The sequence below is a fragment of the Cryobacterium psychrophilum genome (assembly GCF_004365915.1).
Classification (GTDB): domain Bacteria; phylum Actinomycetota; class Actinomycetes; order Actinomycetales; family Microbacteriaceae; genus Cryobacterium; species Cryobacterium psychrophilum.
Map to the genome: position 1 here is coordinate 1026602 of NZ_SODI01000001.1, position 22890 is coordinate 1049491.

Consider the following 22890-nt stretch of genomic DNA (forward strand, 5'->3'; position numbering starts at 1 on the left):
TTCCCGAAGGCCAGTACTTATGAAGCTCACGCTCCCCACAGCAGCACTCCTCACAGCGGTCGCCCTTACTTTCACCGGCTGCGCCGCTTCGGGTAGCGGTTCGACCTCCGAGACCGGCGCCGACACGTCGCTCAGCGCCGTGCAGGACGCCGGCGTGCTGACCGTGGGGACCGAGGGAACCTACCGACCGTTCTCGTTCCATGAAGACGGCTCGGGAAAGCTCACCGGCTACGACGTCGACGTCGTCACGGCCGTCGCCGAGGAAATCGGGGTATCGGTCGCCTTCGAGGAGACCCAATGGGACGCCATCTTCGCCGGCCTGACCGCCGGCCGCTTCGACGTGATCGCGAACCAGGTGTCCATCACGCCGGAGCGCACGGAGGCCTACACGTTCTCGACGCCCTACACCTACTCGACCGGCGTGATTGTGGTTCCCACCGACAACACGTCCATCACCTCCTTCGAGAGCCTGTCCGGCAAGAAAACGGCCCAGTCGCTCACCAGCAACTGGAACACTCTCGCGACCGAGAGCGGTGCCATCGTCGAAGGTGTTGAGGGGTGGGCGCAGTCCGTCGCGCTCGTCGAGCAGGGTCGAGTGGATGCCACGATCAACGACAAGCTCACGTTCCTCGACTACAAGAAGCAGACCGGTGCAGACGGCCTGAAGATCGCCGCCGAGACGAGCGACCGTTCGGAGAGCGCGTTTGCGATCGCCAAGGGCGGCACGGCACTGGCGACCGCCATTGACACGGCGTTGGCCACGTTGAAAGAGAATGGAACCCTGGCCACGATCTCCGACAAGTACTTCGGCGCGGACGTCAGCCAGTAACTCGCCCGCACCGGTCGCGCTGCGAACCCGAACACTGACACGCACGGAGGAGCGGAGCCCATGATCCAGCCCAATTGGGAGTTGTTCTTCACCTCCTTCCTTCCCCTGCTGGACGGGGCCATTCGGGGCACGATCCCGCTTGCCCTCATGTCATTCGCGATCGGGCTCGTGCTTGCCCTCGCCCTCGCCCTGATGCGTCTCTCGGCCCGCCGGTGGATCTCCGGGATCGCCCGCGTGTACATATCGATCGTTCGCGGCACTCCCCTGCTGGTGCAGCTGTTCGTGATTTTCTATGGACTTCCGTCGGTGGGCCTTCTCATCGACCCGTGGCCCAGCGCCGTTGTCGCCTTCTCCATCAACGTGGGCGGTTACGCCGCCGAGGTGATTCGTGCGGCGATCCTGTCGGTACCGAAGGGGCAGTGGGAAGCCGCGTACATGATCGGCATGACCCGCGCGCGCGCCCTCACCCGCATCATCCTCCCGCAGGCGGCGCGGGTGTCGGTGCCCCCGCTCTCCAACACCTTCATCAGTCTCGTGAAGGACACCTCCCTCGCCTCACTGATCCTGGTCACCGAGCTGTTCCGGGAGGCGCAGCAGGTCGCGGCGTTCAGCCAGGAGTTCATGCTTCTGTATCTGGAGGCCGCACTCATCTACTGGGTCATCTGCCTCGTGCTCTCCACTGGCCAGGGTTTCCTCGAAAAGCGATTGGACCGTTATGTCGCCCGCTGATCCGTCTCCGGCACTGCTCACCGTGCGTGGCCTGCAAAAGAGCTTCGGCAAGAACAACGTGCTGTCGTCGATCGACCTGGAGGTGAACCGCGGTAACGTGCTCGCGCTTATCGGGCCGTCGGGGTCGGGCAAGACCACCATTCTGCGTTGCCTCAACGGGCTCGAACTCGCCGACGGCGGCAGCATTGACGTCGCCGGGGAGCTCGCTCTCAGCTTCGAAACGACGCCGTCGAAGAAATCGCTCACCGTCCTCCGGGACCGGTCGGCGATGGTATTCCAGCACTACAATCTCTTCCCGCACAAGACCGTGTTGGAGAACGTGGTGGAGGGGCCGGTCGTCGTTCAACGGCGCCCCGTCGCCGAGGCACGGGCAGAGGCCCTCGCTCTGCTCGCCCGCGTTGGACTCACGGACAAGCAGAACAGCTATCCCTTTGAGCTCTCCGGCGGTCAGCAGCAGCGGGTTGGGATCGTGCGCGCCCTCGCGCTGCGGCCACAGCTTCTGCTCTTTGACGAGCCAACCTCCGCCCTTGACCCGGAACTCGTCGGCGACGTGCTGCGTCTCATCAAGGAGCTCGCGGGTGAGGGATGGACCATGGTCATCGTGACTCACGAACTCGAATTCGCCCGCGAAGTCGCCCACGAAGTCGCCTTCGTTGACGGCGGCCACATCGTGGAACGCGGCGACCCCAAGGAACTGCTGCGAAACCCCCAGAACGAGCGCACCCAGCAGTTCCTGCACCGCCTGCTGCACCCCTTCTAAATCCTGCTCCACGGTGGATCGGCACTCGGGGTGTTCGCGCGGTGGCTGGCCGCTGGTCGCCAGGTTCGGGTGGGGTCGAAGAGCACGGGACCGCGCAGGTGGGGCCTCCCGTTGATCATTCGAATGTCCCACCCGGCGGTGTCAATGGTGTGGTGGTGGAACCAGCACAGCAGCACACCGTTTTCCACGTCGGTAAGTCCGTGGGATTGCCACGGGATCACGTGGTGTACTTCGCACCAGGCGGCGGCGATTTTGCAGCCGGGGATGACGCAGCCGCCGTCGCGGGCGGCGATCGCGCGGCGCTGGGCGGGGCTGAAGAATCGTTCCTTCGCTCCCAGGTGCAGTACGTGGCCGTCGTCGCCGATGATGACCTGCTGGTAGCCGCCCGCGCACAGCCGCTGGTTTACGCTGCGGAGGCTGATCGGGGCGTCCACGCCGTCGATCCAGCCGACGCCGCGACCGTTCTTCAGGTCGCGGGCGTTCACGTGCACCATCACGACGGGCGCCGCGCCGCCCATGGTCGGGGTTTTCGGGTCTCGGGCGGTCTTCTCGAACACCGCCCGCAGAATGTCGGCGCACTTCTCGCCGCCGGTGCGGTCGTCGACGGCTTCTTCGGCGCCGGGGATGAGTTCCCCGGCCTCCAGGCGCGCCTGGTCCTCCGCCGACGGAAACGCCGGTGCCGCGTGGGCTGACAGGAACGTGTTGAACACGCCGTTCATCACGCCGCGAAGGTCGGGCGTCACGCCGCCGCGCAGCGGATACAGCCCATCCCGCAGGAGCCCGAACCCGAACGTGCTCTTCGCGGCCGTCTTGTCGTCGCTCGGCGCCGCCCCATCAGGGTCGAGCATCGCCGCCCATTCGTGGGCCTGCGCCCGAATGAGGTCGGCACTGAACGCGATCCCCGCGCCCGGGAGTCCTTCGGTCTCGGGGGTGATCGCCCCGGTGGCGGAGGCAACCAGGGCGCGTTCGGCCCGGTCGAGGTCGTCCGGGGCGACCCGGGTCGAAATCTGCTCCAGAGCGGTCACGATGACGTCGGCGGCGTCGATGCCGAGTTCCCCGGCGGCCAGACTCTCGGCGACGGCGGGGTGCCGCACCGGCATGACTTGTCCGACCAGGCCGCTGGTCGCGGACGAGACCCCGGTGATGGTGCCGCCGAGGCGCATCCGCCGCTTCGCCTCGCTACTGGAGATACGCGTCACCCCGGTGATCAGTTCGAACTTGCCGCGGCATCCGTTCTTCCACGCGAGCGAGTCATGACCGAGCCCGGAGTCGGCGCGAAAAGCCACGTTGGCCGCGGAGCTGATCCGGCCACCATCCACCCGACGCCCCACGGCTTCCAACGCGCCCATCACGCTGAGTGCGTCGTCGTCATCGAGGAGGCTGAATTGCACTCCGGCGAGGGCGGCCGTGACGAGTTCGCCGGCCTGCAGTAGCAGGGCGACCATCTCAGCTCCGGACTTCACCGTCGTGAACATACCCCCATTTTAGCGCGAATCGAACGTAAAAGCGAGCTTTACTCATAAATGACTTTAAGACTTTCGTAGTCAATTTCCCGGACCGCAACCCGCAAACCAGCCCTCCAGCGGCCCCACGGGCACGCCTGACGGCAGTTGTCGGCGCCGGCACGCAACGCCCCGTCCCTGGAACACGAGGCTCCAATCGTCTTCGCGGCGACACACCTCCGGGGCCTGCGACTCCCGGCCGCTGTCGGCATCCCTCGGGTTACGCTGTCCCGGTGAACCCGCAAACGTCGACCGTAATAGTTCAGCCTCAAAACGCGCAACCGATACCCGACGGACCGACCGCAGTCCGGCGAGGGAGCGGCGTGCTGCGCCTGGGGATGGGCCTGCTCCTGCTGGCTGCCGTTGCCACGCAGGTGATCGACGAGTCGGTTCACGATTCCTTCGTGCCCGGCGAGTACTTCAGTTACTTCACCATTCTGTCGGCCCTCATGACCGGTGTCGTGCTTCTTCTGGCCGGTGTGGTCACGTTGACGCGCAGCACGGATTCGACGGCGTTCACGACGGTACGCCTCGCGGTGCTCTCCTACATGGTGGTGACCGGGGTCGTCTATGCGGCGCTACTGCGGGGCGTGCCGACCGATGGTTATGCCGGTATCGCCTGGCCCAATGAGGCGCTCCACGTGTGGGCACCGATTTTCATTGCATTCGATTGGCTCTTCTCCCCCGGTCGCGTACGGCTGGCATGGAAAAGCCTGTGGCTCGTGCTCATCTATCCCGTTGTGTGGCTCGCATTCACCCTCGCCCGTGGGGGTGTCACCGACTGGTATCCGTACCCATTTCTGGATCCAGCGCTGCCGGCCGGCTGGTCGGGCGTCGCGCTGTACATTGTGGGGATCGCGGTGTTCATCGTGGCCGTGGCCGCGGGTGGCCTGGGCGCTGAGAGGTTGGCCCAAGGGTTCAGGACCTTAAAGTAAGGATCAGTCTGGCCGGTAGGGCGGCATCAGACTGATCCGAGAAAGACGCGTTAGGCGTGTAGGGCGGCCTTCATGTCTCTCATTAAATGAAACATACTGCTCTCGACCATGCGGATCAAGGGAATCGGGCCAAGTTCCTGAATATTTCTCAGATTCACCGGTGGTTCTCCTGCGCAATGGCGCTGGGACCAGCATCGGTCACCACCACGTTCAGGGATGCCGGCACCTGTTCCTTCATCGACTCGACGTGACTAATGAGACCGACAGTTCGACCACCCGCGCGCAGCGCATCGAGGGTGCCCATCGCCGTTTCCAACGTCTCGGCATCGAGGGACCCGAAGCCCTCGTCAACGAACAGCGTGTCCAGGGTCACCCCACCGGCCTGGCCGGTCACGACCTCGGCGAGCCCCAGGGCGAGCGAAAGCGACGCCAGGAAGGTCTCCCCGCCGGAGAGTGAGTGGGTGGCGCGCGCCCGTCCGGTGTGCTCGTCTCGAATGGCAAGCCCCAAACCGGACTGCCCACCGCGGTACTCCGCGGAGTCGTCGTGCTCGAGCGTGTAGCGACCGCTCGTCATGGTGCGCAGGCGAGTATTGGCCGCTGCCACGATCTGCTCGAGCTCGGCGGCGAGCACGTAGGTTTCGAGCCGCATCCGCTTGGTGTTCGGCTCCTCCCCGTGCACAACATCGGCGAGTTGGCGCACCTGATTATGTCGACTGATCACCTCAGCAGACGCCGCAAATTGCGTTGTGACGTCGGCCACGAGCCGACCAAGCTGCCCGGTTCGCTCGGCGAGCGAACTGTGCACCCTGAAGGCGGCATCGCGGGCAGAACCGGCCTGCTGGAGAGCCAGCGCGAAGGGCTCTCGGTCGACGGGCTCGGTCGGCAGACCCGCGAGCTCCGGGTCCGTGGAGGCCGCCCGCGCAGCAGCCAGCGCATCGTCGTAGTCGCGCACTTCCGTTTCGACCTCACGAATGCGAGCGTCGTCCAGGCGCGCGTCAACGGCATCCGCTTCGTCGGTGAATCCCTCCCGGTCGGTTTCGGAGCGGAGAGCAGCGACGGCGGCATCACGGCTGGCCTCCCGCTCTCGACTCAGCGCGAGTGCAGCGTGCAGCGCTCGCGCGGCGTCGAGCTCCCGCTGAAGTTCGTTCATTTGCGCACCGATGCTGGCGAAGCCAGCATGGTGGGCGGAAACTCGCGCCCGAAGCAGATCTCGGTTGGCCGTGCGTTCCCCATGGGTTGCGGCAACGGCGTCTCGCTCGGCGCGGATATTGACGAGGCCGGCTTGCTCGCTCGCGAGTTCTTCTCGATGCTGCGCGAGCTCGAGCGCCAGGCGTCCCAGTTGCTCCGACGCGCCGCGGATTGCGCGGAGAACCTCTTCCGCGCTCTCAACCTCGAGCCGCAGCTCCCCCACGCCTCGGTTGGAGGCGAGGGCCTTCACCTCAGCGAGCCGGGCTGAGGCAGCGCTCACGAGCCCGTGGGCTGCGGTCAGCGACTCCTGCCGCTCAAGCATGACCGTGCGGGAGCGCTCGAGATCGAGTTCGGTGACGGGCTCCGCCTCGACGGTTGCCGGGTTGGGGTGCTCCGGTGACCCGCATACCGAGCACGGAGTCCCGTCGAGAAGCTGGCTGGCCAGTTCTTGGGCATGGCCGGCGAACCTGCGGGCCAGAAGCGCCTCGTACGAGAGCGCGGCGGCGGTGTTCTCTCGGCTTCGCTCGAGCAGGGCGTCGCTCGCTAGATCCGCCGTGCGCTGACACGCGACGACGTCTTCCGCGGCCTGGAGCGCCGCGCGTACGCGTATTCGCTCGGCATCGGCCTGTTTCTCCCCGGCGGCGGCCACGGCGACCATCGAGTGGTTCGCGGCCAGCTTCTCGATCTCCGTGGGAAGCACGTCGAGGCGCGCCTCGGCCGCAGCCAAAGCCGTCGTGCTGCTTACGAGCGAGGCAGCGAGTGCCCCGACCTCGCTGTCGAGCCCGGGGAGCTGCTCCTCATCGAGCAGCGCGGCACCGAGCGCCCCCAGGCGGCCGAGCAACTCGTCAATCGACTTCTGCAAGACCACGCCTTCGGCGACTCCCGGCCCGTCCGTGGACACGGCGTTCATGTGCTCGCTCGTCGACCGACGCAGGTCCAGCCAGCACGCACGGGCATCCGCTTCGCCCGCGTTTGCGGCGGCGGCGTTGACCTCGGCCGCTCGGCTGCTGCGAATCTGGGGCCACACTCGAGCGGCCCGGACGGCTCGATTCAGCACCGCACGAAGCTGGGTCACCTGACGGTGCTGTTCGTCAAGGACCAGGAGTTTCGCTGCCGCTGCCGCTCGTCGGCCCTGGCGGCGTGCGGTCTCGGCGGCGTCATTGTCCTCTGCTGCTGCGCGGGTCAGCGCCTCAGCAGCACTCTCGACGTGGACGGCGGCCTGGTCCAGTTCGTCCCGAAGGCGGGAGAGGGCTGTGGTGAACCAGGCCAAGTCGGGATTGGTCACGCCATCGACCAGCCGCAGCTGATGCGCTGCGGCCGCAGCATGCTCGGCGATGGCGCGTTGTACGGCACCCAGCTCGTCATCGAGCCCTTTACGCCTCAGGATGAGGTCCGTTTCGAGTTGTGCGAACCGGCTTGACCCGCACAGGTTGCGCAGCACCTCGCGGCGCTCCTCGGTCTTGGCCAGGAGAAAGCGCTGGAATCGGTTCTGGGCGAGCAGGATCACCTGCAGGAACTGGTCCTGCTTGAGCGGAAGAATTGCCGCGAGTTCCTGGCCGACGGCACCCGGCTTCGCCGCGATTCCCCGCCACCCGTCACGGTTTTTGATCTGCAGGATGGCGGTGGGCGCGGCGGTGGTCATGCCGGAGCCGTTCTTCTTGGCCCGCTCATACTGGGGAGTACGCAGCAGTCGATAGTCGGTGTCGTTGATGGCGAAGTCGAGTTCAACGTAGGTGGGATCGGTCGCAGCGCAATGATCGCTCCGTAGCTGCTGTTCACTGCCGGAGAAGCGCGGCACCTGCCCATAGAGCGCAAAACAGATGGCGTCGAGAATGCTGGACTTGCCGGCGCCGGTCTTGCCCGTGATGAGGAAGATACCGTCGGCATCGAAGGCCTCGAAGTCCACGAACTGCTCGGACTTGAACGGCCCGAATCCGGCGAGCCTCAGTTTCTTGATCTTCATGAGTTGGCCTCTCGTGCGCCCTGCTCGGCGAAGAGCTCGGAGATGAGTGCGGTCTCGAACCCCGTCGGTCCTTCGCCATTGCGCACGAACGACAAGAAACCCGCCACGATCTCGGGATCTGTTCTCGCGGCCCGCAACCGTTCGGCGTAGGTCGCATTCTCGGGCGTCACCGTGCGGGCGGGTCGGTGCTCAAGTGTGATGCAGTGAGGAAAGCGTTCCTGCAGGCTACGCATGCTATCGAGGGGGCGCACCTGATCGGTGAGAATCGCCTTCACCCAATCCTGTTCCCGCTCCGCATATCGCTCGTCGGTGAGCAGGTCCTGCAGCGTCCCTTCCAGCACTGTGAGCCGGCGGGGCACGGGAAGATGGACCCACTCGACCGCCAGCTGATTTCCGTCGCCCGCGGCGTCCACTGCCGAAGCCAGCAGCTCGACGAGCCAGGCGCCACGAGGCTTGCCGGCTTCCGCGAAGGAATAGTGCAGTGGCGCGCCGGAATAACGCACTCGATCGCTCAGTCGTGCCCGGCCGTGAATATGACCGAGAGCCACGTAGTCTGGCCCATCGAAGACCTCAAGGGGTACGACGTCGAGTCCCCCCACCGTGATGTCACGCTCCACCGTGCTCGCCTCCGCTGCGGCCGCGACTCCCGCCACAAAGCAATGCGAGAGCACAACGCTGCGCCCGCCCCTGGCCTGCAAATCCAGCCGGATGCGGTCCATGGCGAAGCGGAGTGCCTGCTCGTGAGTCTTCAGTTCGACGTCGGGGTAAAAATGCCGAATGAGCGCGGGTTCAAGATAGGGAATGCCGTAGAAGTGCACAGGGCCGTCGTCGTCGTGGATCGTCACGGGCGCGAGGTATTCGTCGTGCCGCGTTACGACGTGAATGCCGGCCAGGCTCGCCCACTCTGCCTGGAATCCCAGCCGCGCGGCGGAATCGTGGTTTCCGCTGGTCATCACGACCGCGGCCCCCGCGTCCTTGATGTCACGCAGAACCCGCGTGAGCACGGCGTAGCTCTCTTTAGAGGGCATGGCGTTATCGAAGATGTCCCCGGCGACGGCCACCACGTCAACACCTCGGTCACGCACCACGGCGACCAGGGCCGACAGCACGGTGTTCAGGTTGTCGAGGGTCGAATGAGTATGGAAGGTTCGGCCGATGTGCCAGTCGGAGGTGTGCAGAATCTTCATGCTTCCCACGCTACCGTCGGCCGCCGACCGCGCCTGCTGCGGTCCGCGCAGTCCGGAAAACTGTTTCTTTTTTTATCTGTGTTTACCTTGACACTCAAATCAAACCACAGCTAAAGTCAATGAGAACAACTTCCCGTGGCATCCGTCACTCACCGTCGAGGAGGCATCATGTTCGCCGAAGAACGTCAGCTCTTGATTGCCGCGCTGGTCACCGAACGCGGCCGCGTCACCGTGAGCGACCTCGCCACCCGCTTCAACATCACGTCCGAAACGGTTCGTCGCGACCTTGACGCGCTCGAGAAGGCTCGCCAGCTCCGTCGAGTCCACGGCGGCGCCGTCGCCGTTGACCGCATGAGCCTGTCCGAGCCGAGCCTCCAGGAACGCCAGACCCAGCAACTCGACGAGAAGTCGCGCATCGCCAAGGCCGCCCTGGCCATGATCCCCACGAGCCGCACCGGGTCGATCATTCTCGACGCGGGCACCACCACGGAGCACCTCGCCGACCTGCTGGCGCAGTGGTCCCCACCGGCCCCCGGCGACCAGCTTCTCGTCATCACCAATGCGCTGCCGATTGCGTGGAAACTCTCCAACAACCCTGCGATTCATCTGCACGTGCTTGGCGGCCGCGTTCGTGGTCTCACGAGCGCCATCGTGGGCAGCGGCACGATCGAACAGCTCGGTGCACTGCGCCCCGACATCGCCTTCATCGGCGCCAACGGCGTCAATGCCACGTTCGGACTGAGCACGCCGGACTCCGTCGAGGCGGCGGTGAAGGCTGCCATTGTGCGTTCGGCCCGCCGCGTGGTTGCGCTGGCCGATTCGTCCAAGCTCGATGAGGAAACCCTCGTGTGCTTCGCCGAGTTGGCGGACATCGACACCCTGATAACGGATGCCCCACCATCAGCGGAACTCGCGGCCGCCCTGGCCGCCGCCGACGTAGAGGTTGTGATCGCATGATCGTGACGCTGACACCCAATCCGAGCCTGGACCGGACCATTGAACTGGCCGGGCCGCTGGCCCGGGGCGAGGTGCAGCGCGCCGTTCTGGCTCACCACGAACCCGGCGGGAAGGGCGTGAACATCTGCCGCGCCCTTGAGGCCTCCGGGCTCCGCAGCCTGGCGATTCTTCCCGGGGACGAGAACGACCCCGTGCTCGTTGCCCTTCGCAGCCAGGGAATTCCGCACCTCGGGCTGCCGATCGGTGCCGCGCTGCGCAGCAACGTCGCGATCACCGAACCGGATGGCACGACCACCAAGGTCAACGAACCCGGCCCGGCGCTCACCGACGCACAGCAGCTCGCTCTCGTAGAACTCGTTCTCGACCAGGCCAGGGGAGCCAGCTGGTTGGTCCTCGCGGGATCGCTGCCACCCGGCGTACCGGCCGACTTCTACGCCATGCTCATCCGCAAGGTGCGCGACCGCTTCGGCGCCGATGCCCCCCGCGTGGCAGTGGATTCCTCCGGTGCGCCCCTCGCCGCCGCTGCGGCAGCAGCCCCTGACCTGCTCAAACCGAATGCCGAGGAGCTCGCCGAGCTCACCGGGCGTTTTGATGCCGACACTCTCGAGGCCAACCCGCAGCTCACCGTCCGGGCCGCTCGCACCCTCATCGGCGCCGGCGCCGGCGCCGTGCTGGCAACGCTCGGCGCGAGAGGTGCCGTACTCGTCACCGCCGAGGGCAGCTGGCTCGCCCAGACTCCTCCGATCACGGCCGTCAGCACGGTCGGTGCCGGGGACTCCGCCCTGGCCGGCTTTCTCCTGAGCAACAACGCCGGGGCGAGCCCCGCCAACTGTCTCCGCCAGGCCGCCGCCCACGGCGCCGCCGCCGCGTCCCTTCCCGGTTCCACCGTTCCCGCCCTGAACCAAACACACCCCAGCGCCGTGCTCGTAACGGCACTTGACGAACACAGTATGACCCTGAATCCAAAGGAGGATGACCAGTGAGCGCACTGATAACCCCGGAGCTCGTTGCTCTGGACACCGACCTCGGTACCGAGCCGGCGACCGTTATTCGACACCTTGCCGAACTCATTGTCGCGGCCGGCCGGGCCACCGCGGTCGACGGCCTGTACGCCGATGCCCTCGCCCGCGAAGCAAAAACGGCAACCGGGATCCCCGGCGGCCTCGCCATTCCCCACTGTCGTTCCACGGCCGTGCTCGAGCCGACCCTGGCCCTGGCCCGGCTGTCGACTCCCGTGGACTTCGGGTCGAAGGACGGCCCCGCCGACCTCGTCTTCTTCATCGCCGCCCCCGACGGCGCCGATCAGGAGCACCTGAAGATTCTCGCGAAACTCGCCCGATCCCTCATGAAGAAGGACTTCACGGCAGCGCTTCGCGGCGCTTCTTCAGCGCCGACGATCGTGGAACTCGTCACCAACGTCGTGACTCCCGCACCGGTGCCCGTCGGAGCAGCGCACGCGGCCGAAAGTTCCAACACGGGAACCGGGACCGCGGCATCCGCCGACACCGCAACCAAACGCCTCGTCGCCGTCACCGCCTGCCCCACCGGCATCGCACACACCTACATGGCAGCCGACTCCCTCGTGGCCGCCGCACGCGCCGCTGGAATCGACCTGCAGGTGGAGACGCAGGGATCGGCCGGACTCACCCCGCTCGACCCTGCCGTGATCGCCGGGGCGTCCGCCGTCATCTTTGCCGTGGACGTTGACGTGCGTGGCCGTGAGCGCTTCTCCGGCCTTCCTGTGGTCAACGCCCCCGTCAAACGTGGCATCGACGAACCGGACAAGCTGATTGCCGAAGCCCTCGCGGCCGCGGACAACCCCAACGCCCGCCGGGTCAGCGGCGGCGCCGCGGCGTCGGAGACGACGGAGGCAAATGAGCACTTCGGCCAGAAGGTCAAGCGCGCCCTCCTCACCGGCGTGAGCTACATGATTCCCTTCGTGGCCGGTGGAGGACTGCTCATCGCCCTCGGGTTCCTCCTCGGCGGCTATGACGTCACCGACGTCGCCGACAAGGTCGTGCTGGAGAACAGCCTGCTGAACCTGCCGGAAGGCGGCCTCGCCATTTACCTTGGTGCGGTGTTCTTCAAGATCGGCGCGCTGTCGATGGGCTTCCTCGTGCCGGCCCTCGCCGGTTACATCTCCTACGCCATCGCGGATCGCCCGGGTATCGCACCGGGCTTTGTCGCCGGCGCCGTTGCCGGCTTCATGGGCGCCGGGTTCCTCGGCGGTATCGTCGGTGGCCTCCTGGCCGGTGTCGTTGCAGCGAGTATCGGTCGTCTCAACGTGCCACGCTGGCTCCGGAGTCTCATGCCCGTCGTGATCATCCCGCTCGTGGCGTCGATCGCCGCCTCCGGGATCATGTTCATCCTTCTCGGCGGCCCGATCGCGGCCCTCACAGTGGCGCTGAACGGGTGGCTCGGCGGCATGACCGGCGCCTCCGCGGTCATCCTCGGCACGATCCTCGGCCTCATGATGGCCTTCGACCTCGGCGGCCCGGTCAACAAGGTGGCCTACGCCTTCGCCGTGGCCGGCCTCGGCGCCGCGACCCTCGCCAACCAGGCGCCGTGGCAGATCATGGCCGCGGTCATGGCCGCCGGCATGGTCCCTCCGCTCGCGATGGCCCTGGCCACCGTTCTCGACCGCAAGCTGTTCAGCCTCGCTGAGCGCGAAAACGGCAAGGCGGCCTGGCTGCTGGGCGCCTCGTTCATCTCCGAAGGCGCCATCCCGTTCGCTGCCGCCGACGTGTTCCGCGTCATCCCGGCCAGCATGCTCGGTGCCGCCGTCACAGGTGCTCTCTCCATGGCCTGGGGCGTGACGAGCAAGGCACCGCACGGTGGAATCTTTGTCTTCTTCGCGATCGACAACTTCCTGCTCTTCGTGCTCTCCATCGTCATCGGTACCATCGTTGCGGCATTCGCGGTCGTCGGCCTGAAGCGTTACGCCGTGCGCAAGCCCACGGTCGCCGTCAACGACGCATCCGTGGCATCCGCCTGAGTCACCCGCAGTAGACTAACCAGGACCAATTCACCGGTATCCCATTCGGCCCGCACCCCGAAAGCGGGTTCGGGTCGGATGCCGCCACAACCAAGGGAGTCTCGTGGAGACGTTGTCCGACAACACGTATACCGGGGTCGGGGTCAGCCCGGGTCGGATCATCGGATCCGTCCGGCAGATGCCTAAAGCAGTGTCCGAGCCCCCTGTTGGGGAGCGCCTCACCCACGAGACCCCCGAGGCTGCGGCCGACGCCCTGCGCACGGCAGCGAAGTCCGTTCAAGCGTCTCTCAATGAGCGAGCGGCCGGCGCCGGCGGCGCGGGCCGCGAGGTGCTCGAGGCCACCGCACTGATGGCCGCAGACCCCATGCTCATCAAGGCCGCGGTGAAGCTCATCAACGGCGGAGCCTCGGCCGAGCGGGCGGTCTGGGAGGCCGCAGCATCCGTCGCCGAGATGTTGCACAACCTCGGCGGTTATATGGCGGAGCGGGCAACGGATGTCTTCGATGTACGTTCCCGAATCGTCGCCGAGTTGCGGGGAGTGCCAGCTCCCGGAATTCCCCGCAGCGACACCCCCTTCGTGCTCGTGGCGGAGGATCTGGCCCCCGCCGACACGGCGACCCTCGATCCCGCGAACGTCATTGCCCTCGTCACCTCGACCGGCGGACCGCAGTCACACACGGCAATCATCGCCAGGGCCCTCGGGCTCCCCGCGGTTGTCGCTGCAGTGGGCGTGACGGAGCTCGCCGAGGGGACCCGCGTCTTCGTTGACGGCGCGACCGGAACCATCACGGTCGATCCCGGTGCCGCCGAGATTCAGGCCGCAGCGGACTGGCTCCGGACCATGGCCGCACTGGCCGATTTTGACGGCACTGGACGCACCCTCGACGGTCACCTCGTTCCGTTGCTCTCCAACGTGGGCGGCGCGGCCGACGCAGTGAAGGCCGCAGCGGCCGGCGCGCAGGGCGTCGGGCTTCTGCGCACCGAGTTCTGCTTCCTTGACCGCGACACCGAACCGAGCGTGGACGAACAGGTTGCCGCGTACCGCGGCGTCTTCGACGCCTTCCCCGGCAAGAAGGTTGTTCTGCGCACCCTCGACGCGGGCGCCGACAAGCCCCTCCCCTTCCTCACCGACGCCTCAGAACCAAACCCCGCCCTCGGTGTGCGCGGCTACCGCACGGATTTCACCTCTCCGGGGGTGCTCGAACGCCAACTCAGCGCCGTGGCCCTGGCGGCGGAAGGCTCCGACGCCGACGTATGGGTGATGGCCCCGATGATCTCGACCGCCGAGGAAGCCGGGGACTTCGCCGCGCTCTGCGCTGCCGCCGGCCTGAAAACGCCAGGCGTCATGGTGGAGGTTCCCTCCGCCGCGCTCACGAGCGAGGCGATCCTGGGGCGCGTCGCCTTCGTCAGCCTCGGCACCAACGACCTGACGCAGTATGCCATGGCCGCTGACCGCCAGCTCGGCCCGCTCGCGGCCCTCAACACCCCGTGGCAGCCGGCCGTTCTGCAGTTGGTGCGGCTCACCGTCGCCGGATCCATTGCGGAGGGACACCGTAAGCCGGTAGGCGTCTGTGGTGAGGCCGCAGCCGATCCTGCCCTCGCCGTGGTGCTCGTGGGCCTCGGCGTGTCAACGCTGTCCATGACCGCGCGGGCGTTGTCCGCCGTGGGCGCCGTGCTCGCGAGCGTCACGCTCGAGCGGGCCCAGGGCCTCGCCACCGTGGCCCTCGCCGCGTCGAGTGCGACGGAGGCGCGTGCCGCCGTGCGCGCTCAACTACCCATACTGGATGAACTGGGCCTGTAGCCTTCTCGTCCACCACCCGTACCGTGACAACCACGCTTTTCCAGGAGAAAACATGTCTGAACGCACCGCCGTCATCGCCAGCCGCGTGGGTCTGCACGCCCGTCCGGCCGGAATCTTCGTCGCCGCCGTGAGCGCGCTTCCCCTTGAGATCACCATCTCCCTGCAGGGCGAGCCCGCCGACGATGCCATGGATGCCTCGAGCATCCTGTCGATCATGAGCCTCGGCGCCGCCAACGGAGACACCGTCGTGCTGCGAGCCGAGGGCGATGGCGCCGACGACGCCCTCGACGCGCTCGTCACCCTCCTTGAAACGGACCTCGACGCCGAATAGCAGCCCAGGTTCACCGGACAAGCGGTGCTGGCTCCACCAGGGTGATGAACGCACTCAGCTGGGCCAGCGCCGCCGCTTTCCTGGGCAGGTAGTCGGTGAGCGCCGGCGAATACACGAGGTAGGCCGCCCACTGTGCGCGGGAGATGGCCACGTTGAGCCGATTGGCCAGCAGCAGGAACTCCAGTCCCCGCGGAACCTCCGCCGCCGAGGAGGCGGCAAGCGACACAATGGCAACCGCGGCCTCCCTCCCCTGGAATTTATCGACCGTCCCCACGGCCACGGAGCCGAAGCCGGCTTCAGACAGCGATGCGCGCAGCAGTTCGACCTGCGCGTTGTACGGCGCGACGACGATGATATTCTCCTGCTCGAGCGGACCGGTGTTCCCGCCCGACGACCAGGCTCGACCCAGCACCTCGCCCACGAGCGCCACCACGGCGGCGGCCTCCTCCGGTGAGGATGTGGAGTTGGATCGGTGGTCGACGGGGACCGGATGCAGGCCGGGAGCGACTCCCGCGAGCGTGCGATCCGAGCCATGCGACCGGAGCTTGCCCTCGTAGGACAGCACGGAGACGGGCGCGCACACGGCCGGATGCATTCGCCAGCTCGTGGCCAGGAAGTAGCCAAATTCGCTCGGCAGCACGTTGTGCCCGTCGGAGAGCCATCCCAGCGCCGACGTGTCGACGGGTTCCGGGTGTGTGCCCTGGCTCACCTGCGGCAGCTGTTGCGGATCACCGAGCAGCAGCAGGCGCTGCGCCGACACCGCGGCGGCGATGGTGCTCGCAAGCGAGTATTGCCCGGCCTCGTCGATCACGAGCAGATCGAGCGAGCCACGCGGAATTCGGCCGGCGTTGCTGAAGTCCCAGGCCGTTCCACCGACGACGAATCCGCCCTGCTGCCCGGTGAAACGGGCGAATGAGCCGGTGTCCAGCGCCGTCCACGGCACGGGAAGTTTCTCCTCGCCTTTGCGTGACTTCTTGCCGACTCGGTCGGGGTCGAGTCCCGCGGCGAGAACGGCCCGCAACATATTTTCGACCGTGGCATGCGACTGGGCAACGACGCCCACCTTCCAACCATGATTGAGCACGAGGTCGGCAACCACCCGCGACCCCACATAGGTCTTACCTGTTCCAGGCGGTCCCTGCACGGCGAGGTACGAGCGGTCGAGGGAGAGCAGGCTGTCACGGATGGCGGTTTGCACGTCGCCGTCGATGACCGCGGCGAGACCGCTCCCGCTTCTTCTCCGTGGCTCCGACCGGCGCAGTATGTCGAAGGCGGGGTCGGCCACGGGCTCCGGGTATTCCGCGAGCACCGTGCGGCCCCAGTCCGAGATCGCGTCCACCTGGGTGCCCGCCGGCGGCGGGGTGCCGGGCGTCAACGCGAGCGGCAGCTCGTCGTGATGCGGGGCCTCCGCCTGCAGGATCTCCTCGATGAGATACTCGAAGGTGTCGGTGACCTCCACGATCGTGGCCTTGTTGTGCGCGGTGCGCGCCCCAGGGTCTGTGCTGCGAGTGATCGGTGGGTACGGTGGGCCGTACACGAGAAATGGCTGGTCGCCGGCCTTGAGGGAGCTGCCGGGGGCGAGCGTTCCGGAGACGCGCAACAGTCGACGGTCCAGCTTCTGGCGGCCCCCTCGGTGCCAGTCAAGGTCGACGGAGGCGGAGTCGATCACGAGCACCCCCCGCGTGTCGGCCCAGTCGTCGACCGGTGTGCTGAGCCGGGCATAGTGGTCCCACCAGAACGACTTCTGCTCCCGGCGATGGTAGTCAATGGCCGCAGAGGCCAACGCCAGGGCCGTCTGATCGGGGGTGCGCTCGCTCGGCGGCACATCAACGAGCAGCGCCATGAGTTCGAGGTACACCGGGTCTGGTTCGCGCAGGACAACGTCGAGGGTGAGGTCGAGGGCGGTCGCGAGCGGCACCCCACTTTCGCTGGCGCGCGCAAGCAACCAGTCGCGCAGTCGCAGGGTTGAGCGGCAGTCGTAGGCGTTATATCTGCCGATGTCCGCGAGAACGGATGCTGCGGCATCCGTTTCACCCGCGGCCAGCAGCGCCCGAAAACGCACGTACTCGGCGATGGAGTCGGCGGCATTGGCCACGCCGGACCGTTCGTCGTCCCCCATGTACAAGGGCTCCAGTTTCTTGAGCGAGTAGCTGCGAGAGCCGATGCGCAACCCCTGGCGCACGACCGGGTAGAGGTCGATGAGCACCCGGCTGCGCAGCAGATCGTCAACGATCTGCTCGCCGACCCCGTGACGGGCGGCAAGGGTGAGCAGGTGCGTGCGCTCGTAGGGCGCGTAGTGATAGATGTGCATGTTGGGGTGCCGCGCGCGACGAGCCTGCACCCAATCGAGAAACTCGATGAGCGCCACGCGTTCCTCGGCGTAGGAGTGCGCCCAGTAGGCATGAAAGGTGTCGTCGGGTTCGACGAGCCCGAACAGGTAGTCGAGGCCCCAGGTAATGCTCTCAGCTTCGGCGGGAGCGTTCTCCCGGCTCGGGGTGCCGGTCTCCGAATACAACGGGTCGCCCTCGAAATCGAAGAAGATGTCGCCCGCGTCGGGTTCGGGCAGCGCCGCGAGGGCCGTGGCGTTCACAACCTCCCAGGTGATCGGCTGCCCGCCCGCGGGTGTCGTGGTCTGCACCCTGGCCTGCTCACGCAGCGCGGTCAGCGCGGTGCCGGAAAGCCCCTCGACCGGGTTGAACCGGAGGGCAAGCTGCTCGATGGTCGTGACACCGGCCATGCGGAGATGCGCACGTTGACCCAGTCGCAGGTTGGCCACGAGCAGCACGTCGCGGTGCGACCGCACCTGCTCGTCGCAGGCCTCGCAGCGTCCGCACGCGGTGTAGCGCGGGTCGTTCCATTCGGCGGGCGCGCCCGCGGCGACGCGCCCATCGATGAGAAGCTCCAGCCGGGCGCGGCGTTGCCGGTAGACGGGCAGGATGTCCTGCAAACGATGCGAGCTCGTGCGTCCATCACCAAGCACGACGTGCACCAGCTCGCCCACCGGTATCCCCTGGCGCATGAGCTGGTCACTGTACGCGGCGAGCTGCAGTAGCGCCGTGACTTTCGCTGTTCGTGCGAGCTTGGTGTCATAGACCTCGTACGTCGACGTGTCGGTGGCGCGGATGATGAAGTCCGCATAGCCAAGAAAGCGCCCGTCGAAGAAGGCCGCCTGATACAGGGCCTCAGCACCGGCGCGCAGCGCCGCCTCGCTCTGCTCCACCCCAACCAGTGGGTCGTCAGCGAAAGCGGGTCGCTCGATTTCGACGACCGTACGAGTGGTGCGCAACCGCTCAAGCATGCGCAGCTCGTGCTCGTCACCGAGCTCGGCCGTGCGGCGCAGCATGGCGTCTTCGGTGGCGGCGACCCGGCCGCCGCGTCCGAGCCGGCCGTCGAGGTTGCGCATGAGCGCCCACTCGCACTGCGCGGCAGCACTCAAATCACTTGCCGAGTAGATGACGGTCGTCCGGTCACGCACGTACACGCAGGCTCCTTGAGTCGGGGCACGGGGCGATCCCCCGCCACTCGAGGCTACCGAACACCACCGACACCGGCGCCGGGCCGGGCAGGTCGACGCGGTGACATAGCACCGGGGACGACGCTGCGCTATCCCCCCAGCGAGACGCCCCGTTCCGACCCGCACCGTCGTATGGTGGAATTATCGATCCGATGACAGAGAATCGGCGACGGGAAGGATTCTTGTGAAGATGCTAGAGATTGAGTGCCCAGAGTGTAATCAATTGGTCTGGATTACCTCCGATACGCGCTTCGCGACGTATCACTCAAAGGAGAACTCGACCGACGATTGCCCCGGTTCACGCACCACCATTCCGGTGCCCCCCAAGACGTCCGTCCGACGAAAAAGCGTCAGCACGCCGCAGTAGTCGGGCAGCGCTACCGGAAACAAGCCGGTATTTGTCTTCGAAAAGACAAATGCCGGCTTGTTTTCTGTCACGGGGAGGTGCGGGCGGGTCCCGAATCGGGCGCACGGGTTCTGCAGACGTACCCTTGACCATGAGCACTCCTCCCCTGGCGGCGCAGAAACCGCAACAGCGCATTCATCACAGCGACGTGTACGTGGACAACTACGAATGGTTGCGGGACAAGGAGAGCCCGGAGGTGATTGGCCATCTTGAGGCCGAGAATGCCTACACGCACGCACGCACCGGTCACCTGGAGTTGCTGCAGGAGCAGCTCTTCGAGGAGATCAAGGGCCGCACGCAAGAAACCGATCTGAGCGTACCGGTGCGCCGCGGCGACTGGTGGTACTACACCCGCACCATCGAGGGGCGGGAATACGGCATCCACTGCCGCGCGCCCATCGCCGCGCCGGACGACTGGGTGCCCCCGGTCGTGCAGGCGGTTGACGGGGTCGGGCTCCCCGGTGAGCAGATCCTGCTCGACGACAACGTGGAGGCGGCCGGTCACGATTTCTACTCCCTCGGCAGCTTTGACCTAAGCGCGGACGGCAGCATGCTGCTCTACGCAACCGATGTGGAGGGCGACGAGCGCTACACAATCCGGGTGCGCACCATCGCCACCGGCACGAACCTCGCCGACGAAATCTCGAACACGAGCGCGGGCGCGGTCTTCGACCCGAGCGGTCGTTATCTCTTCTACACGACCGTTGACGAGGCGTGGCGCCCCGACACGGTATGGCGTCACCTGATCGGTACCGCGGCATCCGCTGATGCCAGCATTTTCACCGAACCCGATGAACGTTTCTGGGTGGGGGTTGGCCTCACCCGCAGCCACAAATACCTCATGATCGAGGCCGGCTCAAGCGTCACGACCGAGACGCACCTCCTTGACGGCTCCGACCCGACCGGCGACTTCGCCGTGGTGTGGCCTCGGCGAGAGGGCGTGGAGTATGACGTCGAGCATGCGGTGATCGATGGTGAGGACCGCCTGCTGATCGTGCACAACGATCAGGCCATCAACTTCGAGCTCGTGAGCGTCGCGGCCGCCGACCCACACGGCGATAAGCGGATACTGCTCGCTCACAACCCCGATATTCGCCTCGAGGGCGTGGATGCGTTCCGTGATTTCATCGTGGTCGAGTATCGCAAGGACGGCCTGACCCGGATCGCGGTCGACCGCCCGGGCGAAGTGCTCACCGAGATCACCTTCGAGGAGGAACTCTTCACCGTGGGAACCTCCGGGAACCCGGAGTGGACCCAGCCCACCGTGCGCCTCGGATACACGAGTTTCGTCACCCCCGGCACGGTCTACGACTATGTGGTTGCCACGGGCGAGCTGCGAATGCTCAAGCAGCAACCGGTACTCGGCGGGTACGACCCGACCCTCTTCGAGCAACGGCGCGAGTGGGCCATTGCGGCGGACGGCACACGGATTCCCATCTCGCTCGTGTTCCGGCGCGACCTTGTGACGCCGGGCACACCCGCACCGACGGTGCTCTACGGCTACGGCTCCTACGAGCACAGCGTCGATCCCGGTTTCGGCATTTCCCGACTCAGCCTGCTCGATCGCGGCATGATCTTCGCCATCGCGCACGTGCGCGGCGGTGGGGAGCTCGGCCGCTCCTGGTACGAGCAGGGCAAGACGCATCACAAGCGCAACACCTTCACCGACTTCATAGCCTGCGCGGAGCACCTCATCGACGAGGACTACACCGCGCCGGACCGACTCGTCGCCGAGGGCGGCAGTGCGGGCGGCCTGCTGGTGGGCGCGGTGGCGAACATGGCGCCGCAGCTTTTCGCCGGCATCCTCGCCGTCGTGCCGTTCGTGGACGCGCTCACCTCGATTCTGGACCCCTCTCTGCCGCTCACCGTCATCGAGTGGGACGAATGGGGAGATCCCCTGCACGATCCGGAGGTCTATGCCTACATGAAGTCTTATTCCCCCGTGGAGAACGTGCACGACACGCACTACCCGCGCATCCTCGCGGTCACGAGCCTCAACGACACGAGGGTGCTCTACGTTGAGTCGGCCAAGTGGGTGGCGCGGCTGCGTGAGGTGGGGGCGGATGTCCTCCTCAAGACCGAGATGTCTGCCGGCCACGGCGGCGTCTCCGGCCGATACAGTGCCTGGCGGGAGCGCGCGTTCAACTACGCGTGGGTGGTGGACGCGGCCGGCGCGCATCCGTCAGGCGAGGAACCCGCCGTTATCGACTGAGCCGCCCGGTTCGTGGAAACTTTCTCGGCCACCAGAACCCAAAAATCCTCGCCGACGGGCGCGCTCGGTCGTATCCTGTAGGGGCACAGGCAATGAGCGCCAGAAAGGCCAGAAGGGCCGGTCGATTATGCGACAGCGGGGGGGTTCCTCGAACCCGGAATATAGAGGTGGGATGTGCGCGGATTTCGTCGCGGCACTTCCGATCACTGGCGCCGCCGTGTCCGCGTTCGGCAGTTCGCTCCCCGAAACCTTCGTCTGTGCATCAGACCGTCTCGCCGCGCACCTCGATGAGCTTCAGTTTGACCTGGCGGAAGGTCCCAGATGGGAAGCCGTGCGCACACGACGTCCGGTTCTCGTGCCCTTCCTGCGCAGCGACCCGCACACGAATTGGCCCGTTTGTGGGAAAGCTCTTCTGCTGCTCGACCTTCAGGCGATTTTCGTGTTTCCGCTCATCATCGGCGCCATTGACGTGGGTGTCGTGGAGCTCTACAGCACGGCTCCCGATCGCCTGGAATACGATGATGTCCAGATCGCCATGGCCTTGGCCGACAAGGCGGCCTGGGCGTTGTTGCACAACGTCCTCACCTGGAGCGAGCGTCCTGACAAAGTGACCCAGGTGGCGTCGCCTCTCAGCCGACGGGAGATCCACCAGGCCACGGGTATGGTGCTCGCGCAGCTGGAATCGACCGCCACCGAGGCCCTCCTGCGTCTGCGCGCACATGCCTTCCTCAACGGCCAGTCGGTGCGGGACGTGGCCAGAGAGGTGGTGGCCCGCACGCTGGTATTCACACCGGATTAGGAGTTACGTAGCGCCGACTTTGGTTTTACAATATTTGCATGACCACTGTGAGCCGCGCATGGCAAGTGAGCAGCGCGTTCGTCAAATTGACTGACACGCTGGTGGGCGAGTACGACGTCCTCGATGTTCTACACACCCTCGTGGAGGTATCTGTTGACCTGCTCGACGCGGAATCGGCCGGGCTGCTCCTGGTTGATCCGAACGGTGAGCTGCAGGTACTCGCGTCCACGAGCGAAGAGAGCCAGCTGGTGGAGATACTGCAGAGCCAGGCCGGCGTCGGCCCCTGTATCGACGCCTTCCGAACCGGAACCGTCGTGACGATCAGTGACATAGCGACGGAGGGTTCCCAGTATCCGGAATTCCAGGCAGCTGCCCTGTCACAGGGATTCCATTCCGTGCACGCCATTCCGATGCGTGTTCGTCCCAACACCATCGGGGCCCTCAACCTGTTCCGCAAAAACACGGGTCGACTCACCGAAGAGGACGCGGCGATCGGCCAGGCCCTCGCGGACGTGGCGACCATCAGCATTCTGCAGGAGCGAACCGTGCGAGAAAACACGGTGGTGAACGAGCAACTGCAACGAGCGCTCAACAGTCGGATTCTCATCGAGCAGGCCAAGGGAGTGATCGCCCAGCGCAGCCAGGTGAACATGAACGAGGCCTTCAACCGCCTTCGCGCATACGCGCGCTCCCACAATGAACTCATGCACGAGAGCGCAGAAAAGGTGATCAGCAGTACCGTGCAGCTGTGACCGACGCGTCGCGAGGATCTCCCGGGGTAC

17 protein-coding genes are annotated in these 22890 nt (G+C 66.3%); 12 read left to right on the forward strand and 5 right to left on the reverse strand.

What is annotated here, in order from left to right:
- Positions 1-19: 19 nt before the first annotated feature.
- The 3 genes from EDD25_RS04795 to EDD25_RS04805 are packed head-to-tail and all read left to right on the forward strand — an operon-like array spanning position 20 to position 2318.
- On the forward strand, positions 20-829 hold the full coding sequence (locus EDD25_RS04795) for an amino acid ABC transporter substrate-binding protein (protein WP_134172270.1): 810 nt from the start codon (positions 20-22) through the stop codon (positions 827-829).
- Positions 830-889: 60 nt separating this feature from the next.
- Positions 890-1558 carry an amino acid ABC transporter permease gene (locus EDD25_RS04800; protein WP_134172271.1) on the forward strand — a complete coding sequence of 223 codons (669 nt, stop codon included), beginning with the start codon at positions 890-892 and terminating at the stop codon, positions 1556-1558.
- Positions 1545-2318, forward strand: coding sequence for an amino acid ABC transporter ATP-binding protein (locus EDD25_RS04805; RefSeq protein WP_134172272.1), 774 nt, complete (start codon positions 1545-1547; stop codon positions 2316-2318). Before EDD25_RS04800 ends, EDD25_RS04805 begins: the two co-directional genes overlap by 14 nt.
- Here the strand turns inward: EDD25_RS04805 and EDD25_RS04810 are convergent.
- A complete protein-coding gene (locus tag EDD25_RS04810; protein ID WP_134172273.1) occupies positions 2315-3793 on the reverse strand; it encodes an HNH endonuclease signature motif containing protein in 1479 nt (492 codons plus the stop codon). The genes EDD25_RS04805 and EDD25_RS04810 overlap by 4 nt on opposite strands.
- A 350-nt stretch (positions 3794-4143) precedes the next feature.
- Between EDD25_RS04810 and EDD25_RS04815 the strand changes: the two genes are divergently transcribed.
- A complete protein-coding gene (locus EDD25_RS04815; protein ID WP_134172274.1) occupies positions 4144-4755 on the forward strand; it encodes a Pr6Pr family membrane protein in 612 nt (203 codons plus the stop codon).
- Positions 4756-4909: 154 nt separating this feature from the next.
- Here the strand turns inward: EDD25_RS04815 and EDD25_RS04820 are convergent, their stop codons facing one another.
- Together EDD25_RS04820 and EDD25_RS04825 are read right to left on the reverse strand one after the other, a co-directional pair.
- Positions 4910-7906 (reverse strand): AAA family ATPase, encoded by a 2997-nt coding sequence (locus EDD25_RS04820; protein WP_134172275.1) that lies wholly within the window; start codon positions 7904-7906, stop codon positions 4910-4912.
- The gene (locus tag EDD25_RS04825) at positions 7903-9093 is read right to left on the reverse strand and encodes an exonuclease SbcCD subunit D (protein ID WP_134172276.1); all 1191 of its coding nucleotides are present in this window, start codon (positions 9091-9093) and stop codon (positions 7903-7905) included. Before EDD25_RS04825 ends, EDD25_RS04820 begins: the two co-directional genes overlap by 4 nt.
- A 168-nt stretch (positions 9094-9261) precedes the next feature.
- Between EDD25_RS04825 and EDD25_RS04830 the strand changes: the two genes are divergently transcribed.
- From EDD25_RS04830 to EDD25_RS04850, 5 genes are all read left to right on the forward strand, one after another.
- On the forward strand, positions 9262-10050 hold the full coding sequence (locus EDD25_RS04830; protein ID WP_134172277.1) for a DeoR/GlpR family DNA-binding transcription regulator: 789 nt from the start codon (positions 9262-9264) through the stop codon (positions 10048-10050).
- The gene (locus EDD25_RS04835) at positions 10047-11033 is read left to right on the forward strand and encodes a 1-phosphofructokinase family hexose kinase (RefSeq protein WP_134172278.1); all 987 of its coding nucleotides are present in this window, start codon (positions 10047-10049) and stop codon (positions 11031-11033) included. The genes EDD25_RS04830 and EDD25_RS04835 overlap by 4 nt, the downstream gene beginning before the upstream one ends.
- The gene (locus EDD25_RS04840; RefSeq protein ID WP_134172279.1) at positions 11030-13045 is read left to right on the forward strand and encodes a PTS fructose transporter subunit IIABC; all 2016 of its coding nucleotides are present in this window, start codon (positions 11030-11032) and stop codon (positions 13043-13045) included. The genes EDD25_RS04835 and EDD25_RS04840 overlap by 4 nt, the downstream gene beginning before the upstream one ends.
- 103 nt (positions 13046-13148) lie before the next feature.
- Entirely contained in the window at positions 13149-14846 is a 1698-nt protein-coding gene (gene ptsP, locus EDD25_RS04845) for a phosphoenolpyruvate--protein phosphotransferase (protein ID WP_277871679.1), read from the forward strand.
- A gap of 52 nt (positions 14847-14898) precedes the next feature.
- A complete protein-coding gene (locus tag EDD25_RS04850; protein WP_134172280.1) occupies positions 14899-15177 on the forward strand; it encodes an HPr family phosphocarrier protein in 279 nt (92 codons plus the stop codon).
- Between the two features lie 10 nt (positions 15178-15187).
- Here EDD25_RS04850 and EDD25_RS04855 read toward each other — a convergent pair whose 3' ends face one another.
- Positions 15188-18658 carry a TM0106 family RecB-like putative nuclease gene (locus EDD25_RS04855; RefSeq protein ID WP_134172281.1) on the reverse strand — a complete coding sequence of 1157 codons (3471 nt, stop codon included), beginning with the start codon at positions 18656-18658 and terminating at the stop codon, positions 15188-15190.
- Between the two features lie 294 nt (positions 18659-18952).
- Positions 18953-19129 (reverse strand): hypothetical protein, encoded by a 177-nt coding sequence (locus EDD25_RS17415; protein ID WP_166671192.1) that lies wholly within the window; start codon positions 19127-19129, stop codon positions 18953-18955.
- A gap of 59 nt (positions 19130-19188) precedes the next feature.
- Between EDD25_RS17415 and EDD25_RS04860 the strand changes: the two genes are divergently transcribed.
- The 3 genes from EDD25_RS04860 to EDD25_RS04870 all read left to right on the forward strand — a co-directional run bounded on the left by EDD25_RS04860 (position 19189) and on the right by EDD25_RS04870 (position 22860).
- Complete coding sequence (locus EDD25_RS04860; RefSeq protein WP_134172282.1) at positions 19189-21309, forward strand: S9 family peptidase; 2121 nt, start codon at positions 19189-19191, stop codon at positions 21307-21309.
- Between the two features lie 172 nt (positions 21310-21481).
- Complete coding sequence (locus EDD25_RS04865) at positions 21482-22108, forward strand: GAF and ANTAR domain-containing protein (protein WP_241986347.1); 627 nt, start codon at positions 21482-21484, stop codon at positions 22106-22108.
- A 38-nt stretch (positions 22109-22146) separates the two neighbouring features.
- Complete coding sequence (locus tag EDD25_RS04870) at positions 22147-22860, forward strand: GAF and ANTAR domain-containing protein (RefSeq protein WP_134172284.1); 714 nt, start codon at positions 22147-22149, stop codon at positions 22858-22860.
- The last annotated feature ends 30 nt before the right edge of the window (positions 22861-22890 follow it).